Genomic DNA, 16,656 nt, shown 5'->3' with positions numbered 1-16,656 from the left:
ACCGCGATGAACCAAACCCCTCGCTTGCTGGCCGCCGTCGATATGGGCTCCAACAGCTTCCGCCTGATGATCGGCCGGGTGGACGAGAGCCTGACCGCATCCGGGCCGGCCAGCCAGATTTTCCAGGTCGACGCGCTGCGCGAGCCCGTGCGCTTGGCTGCGGGCCTGACGCCCGACAAATACCTGGACCAGCCGGCTCGCCGCCGCGGCATCGACGCGCTGCGGCGTTTCGGCGACCGCTTGCGCGATTTCTCCGCGGACCATGTGCGTGCTGTGGCCACCAATACGCTGCGGGTGGCCAAGAACGCTTCGGAATTCCTCATCGAGGCCGAGCATGCGCTGGGATTCCCGATCGAGGTGATTGCCGGGCGGGAAGAGGCGCGGCTGATCTACCTGGGGGCCTCGCACGATGCGCCGGCCTGCGCGGGCAATCGGCTGGTGGTTGATATCGGTGGCGGTTCGACCGAGTTCATCATTGGCAGTGGCTACTCGTCCAAGCTGATGGAGAGCCTGTACATCGGCTGCGTCTCGCACAGCCGGCAATTCTTTCCCAGTGGCAACGTCGATGAATACGCGATGAAGCAGGCGGAACTGGCCGCGCGCCGGGAGATCCAGGTGCTGGTGCGCCAGTACCGCGCCGCCGGCTGGCAGCAGGCGGTGGGATCGTCCGGCACGGCGCGCGCGCTGGCTGAATTGATCGAGCTGAACGGCATGAACGACAACCCGGCCGAGCACGGCATCACCCGTGAAGGTCTGGAACGTCTCAAGCGCGCGCTGGTCAAGGCGGAGAACGCCAACCGGGTCAAGCTGGTCGGGCTGAAGGCGGACCGCATTCCCGTGTTGCCCGGCGGCCTGTCGATCATGCTCGGCGTGTTCGCCGAACTCGATATCGAGCGCATGGACGTGACCGATGGCGCGCTGCGCCTCGGCGTGCTGTACGACCTGCTCGGCCGCACGCATCACGAGGATATGCGCACCATTACCGTCGATCAGTTCATGCGACGCTATGGCGTGGACCGTGCCCAGGCGCAGCGCGTGCGACAGGCCGCGCTGGGCTTGCTGGCACAGTTTCCCGAGCCGCGCAATGAGCGCCGCGATGACAATCTTGCGCTGCTGGGCTGGGCTGGCGGGCTGCACGAGATCGGCATGACCATCTCGCACAGTGGCTATCACAAACACTCGGCGTATATCGCCACCCACGCCGACATGCCTGGCTTCTCCAAGACCGACCAGGCACGGCTGGCGACGCTACTGCTCGGACACGCCGGCAAGCTGGGCAAGCTGTCAGGCAGCGGGAAGTTCCTCGACTGGCGCATGCTGTTCAGCCTGCGCCTGGCCTTCGTGCTGTGCCGGCGCCGCGCCGACGAGCCGCTGCCGGAGATCACCGTTGGTCAGCGCTCGGACGAACTGGATGAGGGCTTCGAAGTCCGCTTGCCGAAGGCCTGGATCGAAGCCAATCCGCTGGTGGAATACAGCCTGGCGCAGGAAGCCGATGAGTGGGAACGTATCGGCAAGCGCTACAAGGTGGTCTACGCCTGAGCAAGAGGGCGGGGGCCGGCCGGCAGGCGGCCCCCGGTCAATGACCCGATGTTGCCTGTGCGAGCCAGCGCTCGCGCAGGAACTGTCCGGATCAGGCGCCGCGGTTCAGGCCGAGGAAATGGCGCGCGTAGCGGGGGTTCATATCGTTCACGCGCAGCAGCGTGAGGAAGTCCGCGACGTTGAAGTCGGGATCCCAGGCCGGCATGCCGCAAATGCGCGCGCCGAGCCGCAGGTAGCCCTTGATCAGTGCCGGCGGTTCCACCTCCAGCGTCTGGTTCAGCTCATCGATCGGCAAGGCCAGGCGCGGGAAGGCGTGGTATTCGATCGGCGCCAGGGCACGCTCCGCGAAGACGCGGTAAAGGCTGGCCGCATAGTGGCCGCCGTCGCTCATCGGCACGCTCGCGCATCCTAGCATCGACTCGATTCCCCAGCGCTGCAGGTACTCGCCAAGGCCCCCCCACAGCGCCATGATCACGCTGCCCGAACGGTAGTCCCGGTGCACGCAGGAGCGCCCCAGTTCGACCATCTTGGGTTTGAGGTGGGCCAGGCRCACCAGGTCGAATTCCGACTCGGCATAGAGGCAGCCGATGCGCTTGGCCTGGTGCGGCGCCATGACGCGGTACGTGCCGACCACCTTGAGCGTGGTCATGTCGCGCACGATCAGGTGGTCGCAATAGGCGTCGAACATATCCACGTCGAGTTCCGGCGTCGACGGGTTCAGCCTTGCGCCCATTTCTTCGGCAAAGACTTTGTAGCGCAGGCGTTGCGCCTCGACTACTTCGTCCTGGTGGCGCGCCCACGCCACGCTGAAAGCAGGCTGTTCATGCCCTTGTTCATTTGCCTGTGCAGGTTGCTGGCGATGAAGACGCCTCCGCGCCGAATGGCCGGAGAGGCCATTGGGCAAGGAATCGAACAACGGCTGGGKGGGCGTCGGTAGCTCTCGCATCAGTATGTCCTTACGGTGACGAAACTGTTGCGGTCGAATGTAGAGAGGGCAGGTGACAGTGCCGTGAAGCCGCTGTGACGGTTCGGTGACGATGGCCAGGCAAGTGGAGCCTGCCTGGCCCGGGAGGCAAGAAATCTCTGGAAAAGTCAGAGAAATTCAGGATTGATGACGGCCCGCAGCACCACCTGGGATTCGCTTTCGCGGGTGCGGCCCGATAGCCACCAGATGCCGCTCTTACGCACGCTCCAGTTCATCTCGGTGCCTGCCAGCATCAGGCTGGCAAGGCGGCCTAGCCACGGCTGGTGGCCTACGAGGACAGTGTGCTCGGCGCCCTGCGGCCAGTCGACCGCGGCCAGTACCGAACTGACGTCGGCGCCTGGAGCGAGCTCGGGCAATATCTCGGCGTTCTCCCGCAGGGCGGCGGCGGTCTCGCGGGTGCGCAGCGCCGGACTGCAGACAACACGCGTGCCGGCCGGAAGGTGCGCGCGCAGCCAGGCTGCCGAGGCATCCGCCTGCTTATGGCCGCGCCTTGTCAATGGGCGCTGCAGGTCGGCATTGCGGCTGAGGCCGAGCGAGCCAGGCAACTCTTCGGCTTCGGCATGGCGCCAAAGGATCAGATTCATGGGGGCGGGGTATTCGGACTAGGGGGGTGGCTTGAGTATGGCTACGCCTGCAGGTGCATGCAAGGCGGGCAAACACCGGCCAAACGGGCTTGCAGCATCGCAAGCCCGGATGACGCGCATGTGACGGGCACCTCATGCCAAGACCGCCGGAAACGCATACGGCGCCAGCACGTGGATGCCAGGCCTGGGGGATCAGGCCGGCGTTGCCACGGCGACGCTTCCGGCAGGCCCTTGCCGGTACCAAAGCGGTACCAATGGCCAGATGTTTCCCTGGGCCGGACCGCCGCTATGCGGTGCCCTGGGAGCGCGCTTGGCGCAACGCTCGCTGGCGGCGAGCGTGGAAGAAGATCAGACTTTGTGGCGGAAGTTAATGCGGCCCTTGGTCAAGTCGTAGGGCGACATTTCCAGCGTCACGCGGTCACCGGCCAGGATGCGGATGCGGTGTTTCTGCATCTTGCCCGAGGCATAGGCCCAGATTTCCACGCCGTTTTCCAGCGTTACGCGGTAACGATTGTCGGGCAGGGCTTCCGAGACAACGCCGCCAAATTCAATGAGTTCTTCCTTAGCCAATCTTCTTCCTTTACGGCAGCCTTGGGCTGCATGATTTAGGTAAATCCGGTGAGGCGAGCGCGGGCTTGCCGCCTGCTGACTCGCGAGGTCCGGGTGCCAGCAGTGACAAGCGCCGGCTTGCTTGGTTGCGCCTTGGAGTTGCGGGAGGCAAGCTGACCCGGACCGGCACGGCCGAAGCGCGTGCAACGTGGTCCACGTTAGGGAATCGCCAGGGGGCGCGTCAGTGCCCGGCCGATTGCCTTGCCGGTTGCGGCCCAAGCTAATGCGGCCGAGCTACCGTGATAGGCGCGGGGCAATGAAGCGGGYAAGATGTTCCCGGTGGCTTGCCGATACTGCGTCGCAGTATAAATTGCGGCTTGATTGCAGATTTCGGCAAGGGCGCCCGGTTACAGGGCATGCTGCATACACCCCGGGCTAACGCGCGATTATACCATGCCAGTGCTGCCCGGGCGTGGTGTGCTCTCGGGTACCTTGTTGGTTTCCACTCGCAAAAACACGAAAAAAAGCCCGCGGCCGGGTAGGTGACGGGCTAAAAGTGGTGTGGGCGTTCTGCGGATCCGCCCGCGATCAGTGTCGTCGTTCCGGCTCTCGCGGGGCATCCCATGTTTATGGCATTGCCATGGAATTGGTGCGGCGCAGTGGAGGGGGCGGCAGGCGAGTGGCCGAGATTCGGCCCATGTACCAACAGTGGACGAAAAAAAGGCTTAGACCCTATGGTCTAAGCCTTTGATCATATTGCCAAATACTGGTCGGGGCGACATGATTCGAACATGCGACCCTCTGATCCCAAATCAGATGCGCTACCAGGCTGCGCTACGCCCCGAAGCGTCGGATTGTAGCCCGGCTGGGGGGCACGGGTCAAATTTTACTTTTGCACCGGCCGCGCATGGCGCTGGCCGGTGCCGGTAGCGCTGCCGTATTCGATGGGTAAGGTTCGCTTGACTTGGTCGCAAGCGCTGACATAATCCGCACACCGCAGCGGCCAGACCCCGCGCCCGGTCAGGCGCAAGGGGAAGCGTGCCGCCTGCCGGACTGGCGCCGAGCATGAAAACAAGAGTGCCCTCGCCACGATCGCGAGGCCCAGCCCTCGTCCGCCGGGGCGCATGAAGTCGGTCAGATGCGTAAAAAGAATGAATGGCGAAAACCTTGGGTCCGCGCGGGTCCTGGGGCGCAAGGTGGCGTGATGGAACGCCACCTGCCAAGTTGGACGGGGAAATCATGTTTCAGTCGCAAGTTAGTATGCTCGTCGCGGGTCTATTCGGGTTGCAGATGGCAGTGGTATTCGCCGTCTTGCAGCGCACACCGGGTATGGGCCGGGCGGGCTTGAATTCCTGGGCGGTTGGCGACCTGTTGGTAACGGCCGCCACGGTCTTGCTTGCCGCGCATGACTATCTGCCGGAATGGCTGACGCTCAATCTGGCGGACATGGTCATGACCGCGGCGCTGTCCTTGATGGTTTACGGCACGCGCTGCTTCTTCGGCAGGCGTGGGCGCGCGGGCGCACTCTGCCTGCTGAATCTTGCGGTGCTGGCCGGTGCGGTCTACTTCGATTGGTCGGGGGCGCCGCCATCGGGGCCGGCGCTGCTCTTCGCCCTGGCCAATATCTATCTTCCGCTCGCGTTGCTGCGCGTCGTGGCGGCGCAAGTGCCGGCCAAGCGCGGCACCGGGCGGCTGGCGGCGCTGTCGCTTGGGTTGATCGCGCTCGCCTGCGCGGGTATGGGCGTCTATCAGGCAGCCGACCTGGCCCTGCTTCCTGCCGGGCTCGCCTGGCTGGCGAAGGGGCCACCCGAGGGAACGTTCACCCTCCTGCACGCCTTCGGCATCGTCAGCCTGTCGGTCAGCTTCGCGCTGATGGCCCACGACAGCCTGCGCCGCCGGCTCGAGCATCGCGCCAGTTATGACGATCTTACCGATTTGCTGACGCGCGGCGCTTACTGGGAGGCGCTGGAGGATGCCTGCAAGCAGGCGGACCGCCTGCAACGTCCTTTGACCGTGGCCTTCATCGATCTTGATCACTTCAAGGCCATCAACGATCTCTACGGCCACCTCGCCGGCGACAGCGTGCTGCGCCACTTCAGCGGGTTGCTGCGCAAGTCGGTGCGCACGGGCGATTTCGTCGGCCGGCTGGGTGGGGAAGAGTTCGGCATCGTGATGCCCGATGCGTCACTGGACCAGGGGCGGGCGATCAGCTTGCGGTTGAATATGCTGGTGCGCGCAACGCCATGCCCGTCCGAGCCGGATGCGATCTCCTACACGGTCAGCGTCGGCATGGCCGAGCGGCTGCCGGGAGAGGGCGCGGATGCGCTGATGCGCCGAGCCGACAATGCCCTCTACGACGCCAAGACAATGGGTCGGAATTGCGTTTCCACGCAGCCCGTCGAGCGAATTGCCGGCATGGCAAAGACACCGCGCATGCGGATTTCGCAGGCATCGTGACGATTGCCTGTGCGGCGCGCCGTGTCGGGGCGGTAGGATAGGCTGCGGCTCTGAGGTAGAATACCGGGCTTCGTATCGGTAGTCTTCAGCAGTTTCCACGTATCCGCCCTTAGCTCAGTTGGATAGAGCACTCGCCTTCTAAGCGAGCGGTCACACGTTCGAATCGTGTAGGGCGGGCCACCTTCTCCCGCATTCCCCACAAGTCCGGATTAAGATTCCAGGGTTGAGCCGCGGTTTTTGGCCACGGTCTCGTTTCCCGAGGTGTCCCCATGRCAAAGTCCCCGGCAGGCAGTGCCAGGAAGCTGCGTCAATGGTTGGCCGGCGGCGCCTGCCTGTTGTTGCTGGCTGCTGCTGCCCGCCATGCCTTGTTCCTGGCCGTTGAACGTGATGCGTTCGAACCCAAGCCGGCCGGCTCCGCCGATGCCATGACCCCCGACCGCCTGGGCGCCCCGTCACGCCAGTTCGCTTTTTCCAGCGGGGCGCGCACGTTGCGCGGCTCTTGCGTATTGGTGCAGGCAGCCGAGGCGCCTGCCGTGCTGATCTATCACGGCGACGAGGAGAACCTGTCCGACTGGGCCAGCGCCCAGGCGCTGCTTTACCGTAACGGTGTTTCTTCCTGTGTGTTCGACTACAGCGGCTACGGCGCCAGCGACGGCAAGCCCGGCGTTGTCAACCTGCATGAAGATGGCGTGGCCGCTTACGGGCAGTTCCTTGCCGCTACGCCGTTGTCGTCCCGGCGCTATGTGATGGGATTTTCGCTGGGCTCAGCGGTGCTGCTTGATGTGATATCCACATTGCGCCCGGCGCCGGCTGGCCTGGTGATTGCCGCCGGATTCACGTCCGCGCGCGAGGCGGCGGTGGTGACAGGGCGGGTGCCGGCGTGGTTGGCGCGGCTGTTGCCCGAGCCGTGGGACAACGAGATGCACTTGCGTAATTTGCAGTTGCCGCTGCTGCTTGTGCACAGCCGCGCGGATGAGGTGATTCCCTTCGCGCATGCCGAGCGGCTGGAGCGTGCCGCCGCGGGGGCGCGGCGACTGGTGGCGTTGCCGGCGTTGCCGCACGATGCGGCGATCGAACCGGAGCGTCAGGATGCCTTCTGGGCGCCGATCATTGCTTATCTGCGCTCGGGTCTCCTGCCCGCGCCGGGCCCCGATTAGTTGGCGCGTGCCATGCGCGGTGGTCCCGGTGCCAGCTCGCCGCAGGCACTAAAAAGGGGCGCCGGCCAAAGCCGGGCGCCCCTTTTTTGCGATGGCCGGCCGCCCAGGCGGCCGCACCCGGATTACGCTTCTTCGGGCAGGCTCGCGCCCACCGTGTTGAAGCCGGCGTCGACGTAGGTGATCTCGCCGGTCACACCGCTGGCCAGGTCGGACAGCAGGAATGCGGCCACGTTGCCGACCTCGTCGATGGTCACATTTCGGCGCAGCGGCGCTGCTTCCTCGATATGGCCCAGCAGCTTGCCGAAGCCCTTGATGCCGGAGGCAGCCAGGGTCTTGATCGGGCCCGCCGAGATGCCGTTGGCACGGATGCCGCGCGGGCCTACCGAGGCGGCCAGGTAGCGCACGCTGGCTTCCAGCGAGGCTTTGGCCAGGCCCATGGTGTTGTAGTTCGGCACCACGCGCTCCGCGCCCAGATAGGTCAGCGTCAGCAGCGAGGCCTTGTCCGACAGCATGGGCAGTGCGGCCTTGGCCAGCGCCGGGAAGCTGTAGGCGGAAATGTCGTGCGCCACGCGGAAGGATTCGCGCGAGAGGCCCTCGAGGAAGTCGCCGGCGATCGCTTCGCGCGGTGCGAAGCCGATCGAGTGCACCAGCCCGTCGAGCTTGTCCCAGCTCTGGCCCAGTGCGGCGAAGGTGGCGGCGATTTGCTCGTCGCTGCCGACATCGCATTCGAACACCAGACTGCTGCCAAACTCCTTGGCAAAATCGTTGATGCGGTCCTTGAAACGCTCGCCGACATAAGTAAAGGCGAGTTCCGCGCCTTCGCGCTTGCAGGCCGATGCGATGCCATAGGCAATCGAGCGGTTGGACAGCAAGCCGGTAATCAGGATTCGCTTACCTGCGAGAAATCCCATAACTTCTCCAATGATGTTCGAGGTGGACGGGCACGGTTCGTGCAATCGCGTCCGGGTTGCAGCGCGCGCCGCGGTGGCTGCTTGGCAGCAGGCTGACGACCGGCAAACTAGCGGTGCCGCGTACTGGAATGTCCGGATGGCTGAATGCCGGCCGAACCCATGTAAAATTGTCTCATAACTTGACCGCGCCGCAGACGGCCGCGGACGAATCCGATTCAGGTGGAGGACCCCAACCGGATGTCTATTCGCGCACGTAGACCGCTTCAGGCGGCATGGCAGCGCTTCCGCACGATTGCGGCGCTGGGCTGTGGACTAGTAGCCCTGTGTGCCGCGGGTTTTCCCTTATCCGCTGGCGCGGCCCATGGTTTCGCGCAGTATGGCGGCCTCAAGTATCCCGCCGACTTCACCCATTTCGATTACGTCAATCCGGACGCGCCACGCGGCGGCACGCTGACGCTCGCGAATCCGGATCGCCGCACCAGCTTCGACAAGTTCAACCCGTTTACGCTCAAGGGTACCTCCGCCCCCGGCGTGAATTCGCTGATGTTCGAATCCCTGCTGATCGCCAGCGCCGACGAAACCGCCAGCGCCTATGGCTTGCTGGCCGACGACGTGACCGTGGCGGCGGACGAGCTGTCCGTCTCCTTTCACATTCGGCCGCAGGCGCGCTTCAGCAACGGCGATCCGGTGCTGGCCAGCGATGTCAAGTATTCCTACGACATGCTGATGAGCAAGGCATCCAGCCCAGGCTACCGCAGCATGTGCACCGATGTGAAAGCCGTCACTGTGGTGGATCCGCACACGGTGCGCTTCGATTTCAAGCAGCGCAATGTCGAGTTGCCGCTGATTGTCGGTTCGCTGCCGGTCYTTTCGAAGAAGTGGACCGCCACGGTACCGTTCGACAAGCTGACCTTCGAGGATCCCGTGGCCAGCGGGCCCTACCTGATCGAGCGCTACGATGCCGGGCGCGGCATCAGTTTCAAGCGCAATCCAGCCTATTGGGGCAAGGACCTGGCGGTGCGGCGCGGCACCTTTAACTTCGATCGCGTGGTCTACCGCCTCTACAAGGACGAGACCGCCAAGCTGGAAGCCTTCAAGGCCGGCGAGTTCGACGCCATCGTCGAGTACAAGGCCAAGAGCTGGGCCAAGAGCTATGAGGGCAAGCGCTTTAGCAACGGCGAGTTGGTGAAGACCGATTTTCCGCATCGCAACGGAGCCGGCATGCAAGGCTTCGTCATGAATATGCGCAAGCCGGTGTTCCAGGATGTGCGGGTCAGGCAAGCCATGATCCTGGCGCTGGATTTCGAGTGGCTGAACCGCCAGCTTTTCTACGGTGCTTACCGGCGTCTCGATAGCTGGTTCTCCAACAGCGAACTGGCAGCCAGTGCCACCTTCGACGGCCGGCCAGGCCCCGGCGAGCTGGCGCTGCTGGAGCCGCTGCGCACACAGTTGGCGCCGGAGGTATTCGGGCCTATCGTGACGATGCCTACCACCAATCCGCCGCGCTCCCTGCGGGACAACCTGCGCGAGGCGCGCAGGTTGCTGGCGCAGGCGGGGTGGACCTACACGGATGGTGCGCTGCGCAATGCCAAGGGTGAACCTTTCGTCTTCGAGTTCCTGGATGACGGCGGCGCCATGAGCCGCGTCATTACCACTTATGTGCGCAACCTGGAAAAGCTGGGCATGGAGGTGAACCAGCGCACCACCGATTTCGCGCTATACCAGAAGCGGTTGGAGGACTTCGACTTCGATATGGTGTCGATCCGCTTCCCGGATTCGCAGAGCCCCGGCAACGAACTGCGCGACCGCTTCAACAGCGAAGCCGCAGGCACGCCCGGTTCCGATAATCTGTTCGGCCTGAAATCGCCCGCCATCGACCGGTTGGTGGACAATGTCCTGCACGCCCATACGCGCGAGGAACTGGTCAACGCCGGGCGCGCGCTGGACCGCGTGCTGATGCACGGCTACTACATCGTGCCCAACTGGTATAGCGCCTCGCACCGGGTGTCATATCGGAAAGAGCTGGTCTATCCGCAGCGCTTGCCGCACTACTACACGGCCGAAGGCTGGATACTGAGCGATTGGTGGCGTGCCGACACCAAGCCGGCCGCTCAATAAGCGCGACAAGGAAACAAGATGCTCGCCTATCTGCTCAAGCGCGTATTGCTGATGATCCCGACCCTGATCGGCGTCATCACCCTCACCTTCGCGGTGATCCAGTTCGTGCCGGGGGGGCCGGTCGAGCAGATGATGCTCGAGCTCAAGGGCAGGGRAGGCGGTGGCGGCGAGGCCAGCGGCGGCGGCGCGGAATACCGCGGCCGGCGCGGCGTGGACCCCGAGAAGATCAAGGAGATCCAGGCCCTGTACGGCTTCGACAAGCCGCCGCTGGAGCGCTACTTCATGATGCTCAAGCGCTTCGCCCAGTTCGACCTGGGGCAGAGCTATTTCCAGCACCGCAGCGTGTGGGAGCTGGTGAAGTCGAAGATGCCGGTCTCCGTCAGCCTGGGTCTATGGACCTTCTTCCTGACCTACCTGATATCGGTGCCGCTCGGTATCTCCAAGGCGATCCGGGCGGGCAGCCGCTTCGATGTGGTGACCAGCATGGTGGTGCTGGTGGGCTATGCCATTCCCGGCTTCGTGCTGGGTGTGTTGCTGCTGGTGCTGTTCGGGGGCGGCACGTTCGTGCAGTGGTTCCCGCTGCGCGGGCTCACGTCGGACAACTGGGAGCAGCTCTCGCTGATGGGCAAGGTAATGGATTACCTTTGGCACCTGGTGCTGCCGATCACCGCATCGGTGGTGGGCAGTTTTGCCGTGGTTACCATGCTGACCAAGAACGCKTTCCTSGAAGARATYCGCAAGCARTACGTGCTGACCGCSCGSGCCAAGGGCCTGGCGGAGCGGCGCGTGCTGTGGAAGCACRTCTTCCGCAACGCGCTGATCCCGCTYGTGACCGGTTTCCCGGCGGCCTTTATCGGTGCTTTCTTCACGGGTTCCCTGCTGATCGAAACGCTGTTCTCGCTCGACGGACTCGGCCTGCTGTCCTATGAGGCCGTGCTGCGGCGCGATTACCCGGTCGTGCTGGGCACGCTCTACCTGTTCACCCTGATCGGCCTGGTGACCCGGCTGATTTCCGATGTCTGCTATGTGATGGTCGACCCGCGCATCCACTTCGAGGCAGTGCACCGATGAAATTCCGCTCGCGCACGCTCCCCAACGGGCTGCCGCATTCGCCCTCGCCGCGCCAGCGAGCCTGGCAGCGGTTTCGCCGCAATCGCCTCGGCTACTGGAGCCTGATCCTCTTTGTTGCCATCTTCCTCCTCAGCCTGGTTGCCGAGACCTTGTCGAGCGACAGGCCGCTGGTGGTGAAGTACAAGGGCGAATGGTATTTCCCCATCGTCAAGACCTACGCCGAGAACACCTTCGACGGAGACTTTCCTACCAGGGCGGACTACCTCGATCCCTTTATCCGCGACCGCATCACCAGCAATGGCAATTTCGCGATCTTTCCGCCCAACCGCTATTCGTACGATTCGATCAACTATTTCTCCAAGGAACCCAATCCGGCGCCGCCTTCGGCGGAGAACTGGCTGGGTACCGACGACCGCGGGCGCGACGTGCTGGCACGGCTGCTCTACGGCTTTCGCGTCTCCGTGCTGTTCAGCCTGGCCCTGACCCTGATCGGCGTGGTGATCGGCACCCTGACGGGCGCCCTGATGGGCTTCTTCGGCGGGCGCTTCGACCTGTTCTCGCAGCGCGCCATCGAGATCTGGAGCTCGATGCCCGAGCTCTATCTGCTGATCATCTTCGCCTCGATCTTCACGCCAAGCCTGGCGCTGCTGATCATCCTGCTCTCGCTGTTCGGCTGGATGGGTTTGTCCGACTACGTGCGCGCCGAGTTCTACCGCAATCGCTCGCTCGATTACGTCAAGGCGGCACGGGCGCTCGGACTCTCCAACGTACAGATCATGTGGCGCCACATCCTGCCCAACAGCCTGACGCCCGTCATCACCTTCCTGCCATTCCGCATGAGCGCCGCCATCCTGGCCCTGACCAGCCTCGACTTCCTTGGCCTGGGCGTGCCGCCCACCACCCCTAGCCTGGGTGAGTTGCTGGCGCAGGGCAAGGCCAACCTCGATGCCTGGTGGATTTCCTTGTCGACCTTCGCCGTGCTGGTGGTGACCCTGCTGCTGCTGACCTTCATGGGCGACGCGCTGCGCGATGCCTTCGATACGCGCCTGGGCCTGGCCCAGCTACGCGGACGGGTCGAGCCGAAGGCGCCGGAAGGTTCGCCCGCGGCCGAGGTGACGCCATGAGCGCGCTGTCGCAAGCCAGCACCGTGAATGGTGTGCAAGCGGTGCAAGCCAAGGAGGGCGCTGGCGGTCCGCTAATGTGCATCGAACGCCTGTCGGTCACGTTCGGCCATGGCGACGAGGCCACCCGCGCGGTGCGCGATGTCAGCTTTGACCTGCGTGCGGGCGAACGCTTCGCGCTGGTGGGCGAATCCGGCTCGGGCAAGACGGTTACCGCGCTTGCCATGCTGCGCCTGGTGGAGGACGCGCGTTACCAGGGCGCGGTGCGTTTCGAGGGCCGCGACCTGCTCAAGGTCTCGGAGCGCGAGAYGCGGGGCATTCGTGGTGCCGACATCGCCATGATCTTCCAGGAACCGATGACTGCGCTCAACCCGCTCTACACGATCGGCAACCAGATCGTGGAGACGCTGGCGCTGCATGAGGGCCTGGACCGGCGCTCTGCGCGCGAGCGCGCCATTGCGTTGCTCGAGCGCACTGGCATCAGTGATGCGGCGCACCGGTTCGACAGCTTTCCACACCAGCTATCGGGCGGCCAGCGCCAGCGCGCGATGATCGCCATGGCGCTGGCCTGCCGGCCCAAGCTGCTGCTGGCCGACGAGCCTACCACTGCTCTCGACGTCACCATCCGCGTGCAGATCCTCGAGTTGCTGCGCGACCTGCAGGCTGAGTTCGGCATGGCCGTCATGCTGATCACGCACGACCTCAACCTGGTGCGGGCTTTTGCCCAGCGCGTGGGCGTGATGGAGAAGGGCGTGCTGGTCGAGGTGGGCGAAACCACCAGCGTTTTCGCCGCGCCCCAGCATCCCTACACCCGCAAGCTGATCGACAGCCGGCCGCGCCGGGAGGTGCTGCCGTTGGTGCCGCTGGCGCCGGTACTGCTGGAAGCGCGCGGCTTGTGCGTGAACTATGCGCGCAAGCGCAGCGGGCTGGCTGGCTGGTTCGGCCGGGATCAGTTTGCCGCGGTCAAGGGCGTGGATTTTTCGCTGCGCGAGGGCGAGACGATCGGCATCGTGGGCGAATCGGGCTCCGGCAAGACCACGCTGGCTCACGCCGTGCTGAACCTGCAGCGCCGTAGTGCCGGCGAAATCCAGTTCCTGGGCCGCAACCTGGACGAAGTCTCGCGGCGCGAGCGTAGCGTTTTGCGCTCGCGCTTGCAGGTGGTGTTCCAGGACCCGTTCGGTTCGCTCTCGCCGCGCATGACCATCGAGCAGATCGTGGGGGAGGGCCTGGCACTGCACCAGCCGGGCCTTTCGCGCGACGCCATGCGGCAACGCGTTACCGAGGCGCTGCGCGAGGTGGGCATGGACCGCACGGCCCTGGGGCGGTATCCCCATGAGTTCTCCGGCGGCCAGCGCCAGCGCGTGGCGATCGCGCGCGTGCTGATCCTCAAGCCGCAGGTGCTGGTGCTCGATGAGCCGACGTCCGCGCTCGATGTCTCCATCCAGCAGCAGGTGCTGGCGCTGCTGACGCAACTGCAGCGCAAGTACAACCTGAGCTATCTCTTTATCAGCCATGACCTGGCCGTGATCCGCGCCATGGCGCACCGGGTCATCGTGATGAAGTCCGGCGAGGTGGTGGAGGCGGGAGAAACCGAGGTTGTGCTAGGTGATCCGCAGCACGCATACACCCGCAAGCTCATGATCGCGGCCGAAATTGGTGCAGGCGACCCGATTCCGCCGCAAGTTGGTGCGGCCGAACTCAGGGTGTCACCCGATTGACCTGCCGCTGACATAATCAAACCGAGAAAGCATCTGCGACTTCCGTTGTATAGCCTTGATTACAAAGCACTTTATCTGAATTTTGTAACGAACTTTGACATGTGGATGACAACCTTATACCATCCGGCGAGAACTAATTTTACGGGTGGTTCGCGCGTCGCTTATGCACAGCGCGGGTGGCTTGCGTCACTTGGCGCGCTTTTTGCGTGCGATCCACTTCATTGATTTCAGGCCCGCCCCGGTGTGTTTGCCCGGGCCCGGACAAGAACGATTCATCAGGAGAACCAATGCAGCGAACGGTGCTTCATTCCCTGGCGCGCGCCGCCGTAGGAATAGCCATTGCCTGCGGTGCCACTCTATCGAATGGAGTGCTGGCTGACACGGTCTTCAAGGATCCCGACGCCCGCATCGACGCACGTACCGAACTCAGCGCGGAGCCGCATCCGGAAGGCAAGCGYGGCTTGCTGTCKTCGGTSATGAACTCGACCAGCCATGTGGCCAGCAAGGCCGGCGACTTGGTCATGAATGCCCTCGGGTTGATCGGCGTGCGTTACCGCTTCGGCGGCAACAGCCCGGAATCGGGCCTCGACTGCAGCGGTTTTGTCCGCTACGTCTTCAACGATACCTTTGGCTTCATGCTGCCGCGCCGCTCGGTCGAGATGAGCCAGGTTGGCACCACCGTGGCAACCAGCGACCTGCGCCCCGGCGACCTGGTGTTCTTCAACACCATGCGCCATACCTTCTCGCACGTTGGCATCTACATTGGTGACAACAAGTTCGTACATGCCCCGTCCACCGGCAGCAAGATTCGTGTCGATGACATGCGCGCCTCGTACTGGGTGACGCGCTACAACGGCGCGCGCCGTATCGACGATATGCCGCAGGACAGCGGCAGCGCCAGCAACCTGGGCAATATGGTCGAGACGCTCAAGCGTTTCGATCCCAACGCAGGCGGTCGTTCGCTCTACGGCGGCTGAGGCGAGGGCGGGCCCTGTCCGTGCGTGTCACAACGAAAAAGGACTGCCTCGCAGTCCTTTTTCGTTGGCGCCGCCTCCCGGCGGCATGTGCTCCCGCGGCCGTTATTGCGCGGCCACCGTTCCGGCGGGCCGCGAGCGMGCCAGGGCAAGCTTGTCGCGCAGGCTCGCCATGACCGCGGAGGCCGCTTGCTCGCCAGCCAGGATGGCGCGGTTGCGCGAGGCGAAGTCGCTGCCACCCATGTCCGGCAGGTCGGGGCGGATTACCACATCGGCATGCGCCAGGGCCATCTTGCTGATCGACTGCCCCATGATGGCCGTGGTCTGCAGCAATACGCCGCTCTGGCCGCCGTTCTTCTGGCTGGAGGGCTCGGCGGAGATGTTCACGGCTATCACGAAGTCAGCGCCCATGGCGCGCGCGGAATCGACCGGTACGGGTTCGACCAGCCCGCCATCCACATAGTCATGCCCCTGAATCGAGACCGGCTGGAACACGCCCGGCACGCTGCTCGATGCCCGTACCGCCTGGCCGGTGTTGCCGCGCCGGAACAAGATGCCCTGGCCGGTCTTGAGGTTGGTGGCGACGATGCCCAGTGGCAGCTTCATGGACTCGATCGGGCGATTTGCGACCAGCCGGTTCACGTAGTTCTGCAGCGCCTCGCCCTTGAGCCAGCCGCCAAAGCGGGTGCCGAAGGGCAGGGCCCAGTCGGCGATGGTGGCTTCGTCCATCGTCAGCGCCACCTTGTTGAGCTGGAATCCGTTCATGCCCGATGCGTAGAGTGCCGCGACCACCGCGCCCGCGCTGGTGCCAGTGACCAAGTCCGGATGGATGCCCTGTGCTTCGAGTGCCTTGATCACGCCAATGTGGGCGAAGCCGCGTGCGGCGCCACCGCCGAGCGCAAGGCCGATCTTGATCGGCCGGGGTGGCGCCGTGGGCGGCGCAGCCGGGGTGTCCGGCGCTGCGGTGAGTGCGCCCGGTTTTGGGCCAAAGGAGCAGGCAGCCAGCAGTGCTGCCGCACCGGCACCAAGGAAGTTGCGTCGTTGCATGGAGTAACCGAGGGAGGAGAAATGGCGCGGTCGTCACAGCCAGCGTGGGCGAGGGCAGAATGTGCCGTCCACGTCGGCCGCACGTCCCGTGCGACAGCATTCAGACCGGACGCAGCATAAATGATTCCGCGCGGCCGGGCATTCCAGCGCGAACCGGGGGCGGTTGGCTGCGCCCTGCTTGCTATAATGCGGCGATCCTGTGCGACACGCACTATCGTGTCCGGGCAGCTCCAACGTAAGGAGCATCGACCTTGTTGGGACAAGGGGAAGGTTTCCGCCTGAACTGTCCAATCCCAACCATTTCTTGCTTAGACGAACCGGGCCGAACAGCCAGGGGGAGTCTAGAACGTTGCGAGGAAGGCCAGAACACCGGCCGGATTTGCAGCTTGCTTTTTGCTGGATGGATTTCCAGCCATTGCCCAAGG

Annotated in this window: 13 protein-coding genes and 2 tRNA genes; 9 read left to right on the top strand and 6 right to left on the bottom strand. The window is 64.4% G+C overall.

Annotated features, from left to right (window positions below):
• The first annotated feature begins 6 nt into the window (after positions 1–6).
• Positions 7–1,539, top strand: coding sequence for an exopolyphosphatase (gene ppx / locus AC1DN0_RS21700; protein WP_441627440.1), 1,533 nt, complete (start codon positions 7–9; stop codon positions 1,537–1,539).
• A 91-nt stretch (positions 1,540–1,630) separates the two neighbouring features.
• Here the strand turns inward: ppx and AC1DN0_RS21695 are convergent, their stop codons facing one another.
• The 4 genes from AC1DN0_RS21695 to AC1DN0_RS21680 all read right to left on the bottom strand — a co-directional run bounded on the left by AC1DN0_RS21695 (position 1,631) and on the right by AC1DN0_RS21680 (position 4,501).
• Positions 1,631–2,485: a GNAT family N-acetyltransferase gene (locus AC1DN0_RS21695; RefSeq protein WP_477145994.1), complete on the bottom strand. Its 855-nt coding sequence runs from the start codon at positions 2,483–2,485 to the stop codon at positions 1,631–1,633.
• Positions 2,486–2,631: 146 nt separating this feature from the next.
• The gene (locus AC1DN0_RS21690) at positions 2,632–3,108 is read right to left on the bottom strand and encodes a SixA phosphatase family protein (RefSeq protein WP_035860512.1); all 477 of its coding nucleotides are present in this window, start codon (positions 3,106–3,108) and stop codon (positions 2,632–2,634) included.
• Between the two features lie 348 nt (positions 3,109–3,456).
• On the bottom strand, positions 3,457–3,678 hold the full coding sequence (gene infA, locus AC1DN0_RS21685) for a translation initiation factor IF-1 (RefSeq protein ID WP_006157708.1): 222 nt from the start codon (positions 3,676–3,678) through the stop codon (positions 3,457–3,459).
• A 746-nt stretch (positions 3,679–4,424) separates the two neighbouring features.
• Positions 4,425–4,501 (bottom strand) — tRNA-Pro (locus AC1DN0_RS21680).
• Between the two features lie 395 nt (positions 4,502–4,896).
• On the opposite strand from AC1DN0_RS21680, the gene AC1DN0_RS21675 reads away from it, so the two are divergent.
• The 3 genes from AC1DN0_RS21675 (at position 4,897) to AC1DN0_RS21665 (ending at position 7,271) form a co-directional block, all read left to right on the top strand.
• Positions 4,897–6,114: a GGDEF domain-containing protein gene (locus AC1DN0_RS21675; protein ID WP_441627437.1), complete on the top strand. Its 1,218-nt coding sequence runs from the start codon at positions 4,897–4,899 to the stop codon at positions 6,112–6,114.
• 103 nt (positions 6,115–6,217) lie between these two features.
• Positions 6,218–6,294: transfer RNA gene (locus tag AC1DN0_RS21670), tRNA-Arg, on the top strand.
• Positions 6,295–6,383: 89 nt separating this feature from the next.
• Positions 6,384–7,271, top strand: a complete 888-nt coding sequence (locus tag AC1DN0_RS21665; RefSeq protein WP_477145993.1) for an alpha/beta hydrolase — start codon at positions 6,384–6,386, stop codon at positions 7,269–7,271.
• A gap of 122 nt (positions 7,272–7,393) precedes the next feature.
• On the opposite strand, the gene fabI is transcribed toward AC1DN0_RS21665, so the two are convergent.
• Entirely contained in the window at positions 7,394–8,182 is a 789-nt protein-coding gene (gene fabI, locus AC1DN0_RS21660; RefSeq protein WP_035860500.1) for an enoyl-ACP reductase FabI, read from the bottom strand.
• Between the two features lie 237 nt (positions 8,183–8,419).
• On the opposite strand from fabI, the gene AC1DN0_RS21655 reads away from it, so the two are divergent.
• From AC1DN0_RS21655 to AC1DN0_RS21635, 5 genes are all read left to right on the top strand, one after another.
• On the top strand, positions 8,420–10,300 hold the full coding sequence (locus tag AC1DN0_RS21655; RefSeq protein WP_477145992.1) for an extracellular solute-binding protein: 1,881 nt from the start codon (positions 8,420–8,422) through the stop codon (positions 10,298–10,300).
• Positions 10,301–10,318: 18 nt separating this feature from the next.
• A complete protein-coding gene (locus AC1DN0_RS21650) occupies positions 10,319–11,371 on the top strand; it encodes a microcin C ABC transporter permease YejB (protein ID WP_477145991.1) in 1,053 nt (350 codons plus the stop codon).
• Positions 11,368–12,495 carry an ABC transporter permease gene (locus AC1DN0_RS21645; protein WP_035860490.1) on the top strand — a complete coding sequence of 376 codons (1,128 nt, stop codon included), beginning with the start codon at positions 11,368–11,370 and terminating at the stop codon, positions 12,493–12,495. Before AC1DN0_RS21650 ends, AC1DN0_RS21645 begins: the two co-directional genes overlap by 4 nt.
• 74 nt (positions 12,496–12,569) lie before the next feature.
• Positions 12,570–14,210 carry an ABC transporter ATP-binding protein gene (locus AC1DN0_RS21640; protein ID WP_477146002.1) on the top strand — a complete coding sequence of 547 codons (1,641 nt, stop codon included), beginning with the start codon at positions 12,570–12,572 and terminating at the stop codon, positions 14,208–14,210.
• Between the two features lie 287 nt (positions 14,211–14,497).
• Positions 14,498–15,187: a C40 family peptidase gene (locus tag AC1DN0_RS21635; RefSeq protein ID WP_035860485.1), complete on the top strand. Its 690-nt coding sequence runs from the start codon at positions 14,498–14,500 to the stop codon at positions 15,185–15,187.
• A gap of 102 nt (positions 15,188–15,289) precedes the next feature.
• On the opposite strand, the gene AC1DN0_RS21630 is transcribed toward AC1DN0_RS21635, so the two are convergent.
• A complete protein-coding gene (locus AC1DN0_RS21630; RefSeq protein ID WP_441627427.1) occupies positions 15,290–16,231 on the bottom strand; it encodes a patatin-like phospholipase family protein in 942 nt (313 codons plus the stop codon).
• Between the last annotated feature and the right edge of the window lie 425 nt (positions 16,232–16,656).

The organism is Cupriavidus sp. 05N39 (assembly GCF_056397325.1).
This window is presented reverse-complemented; position numbering and strand designations above follow the sequence as displayed.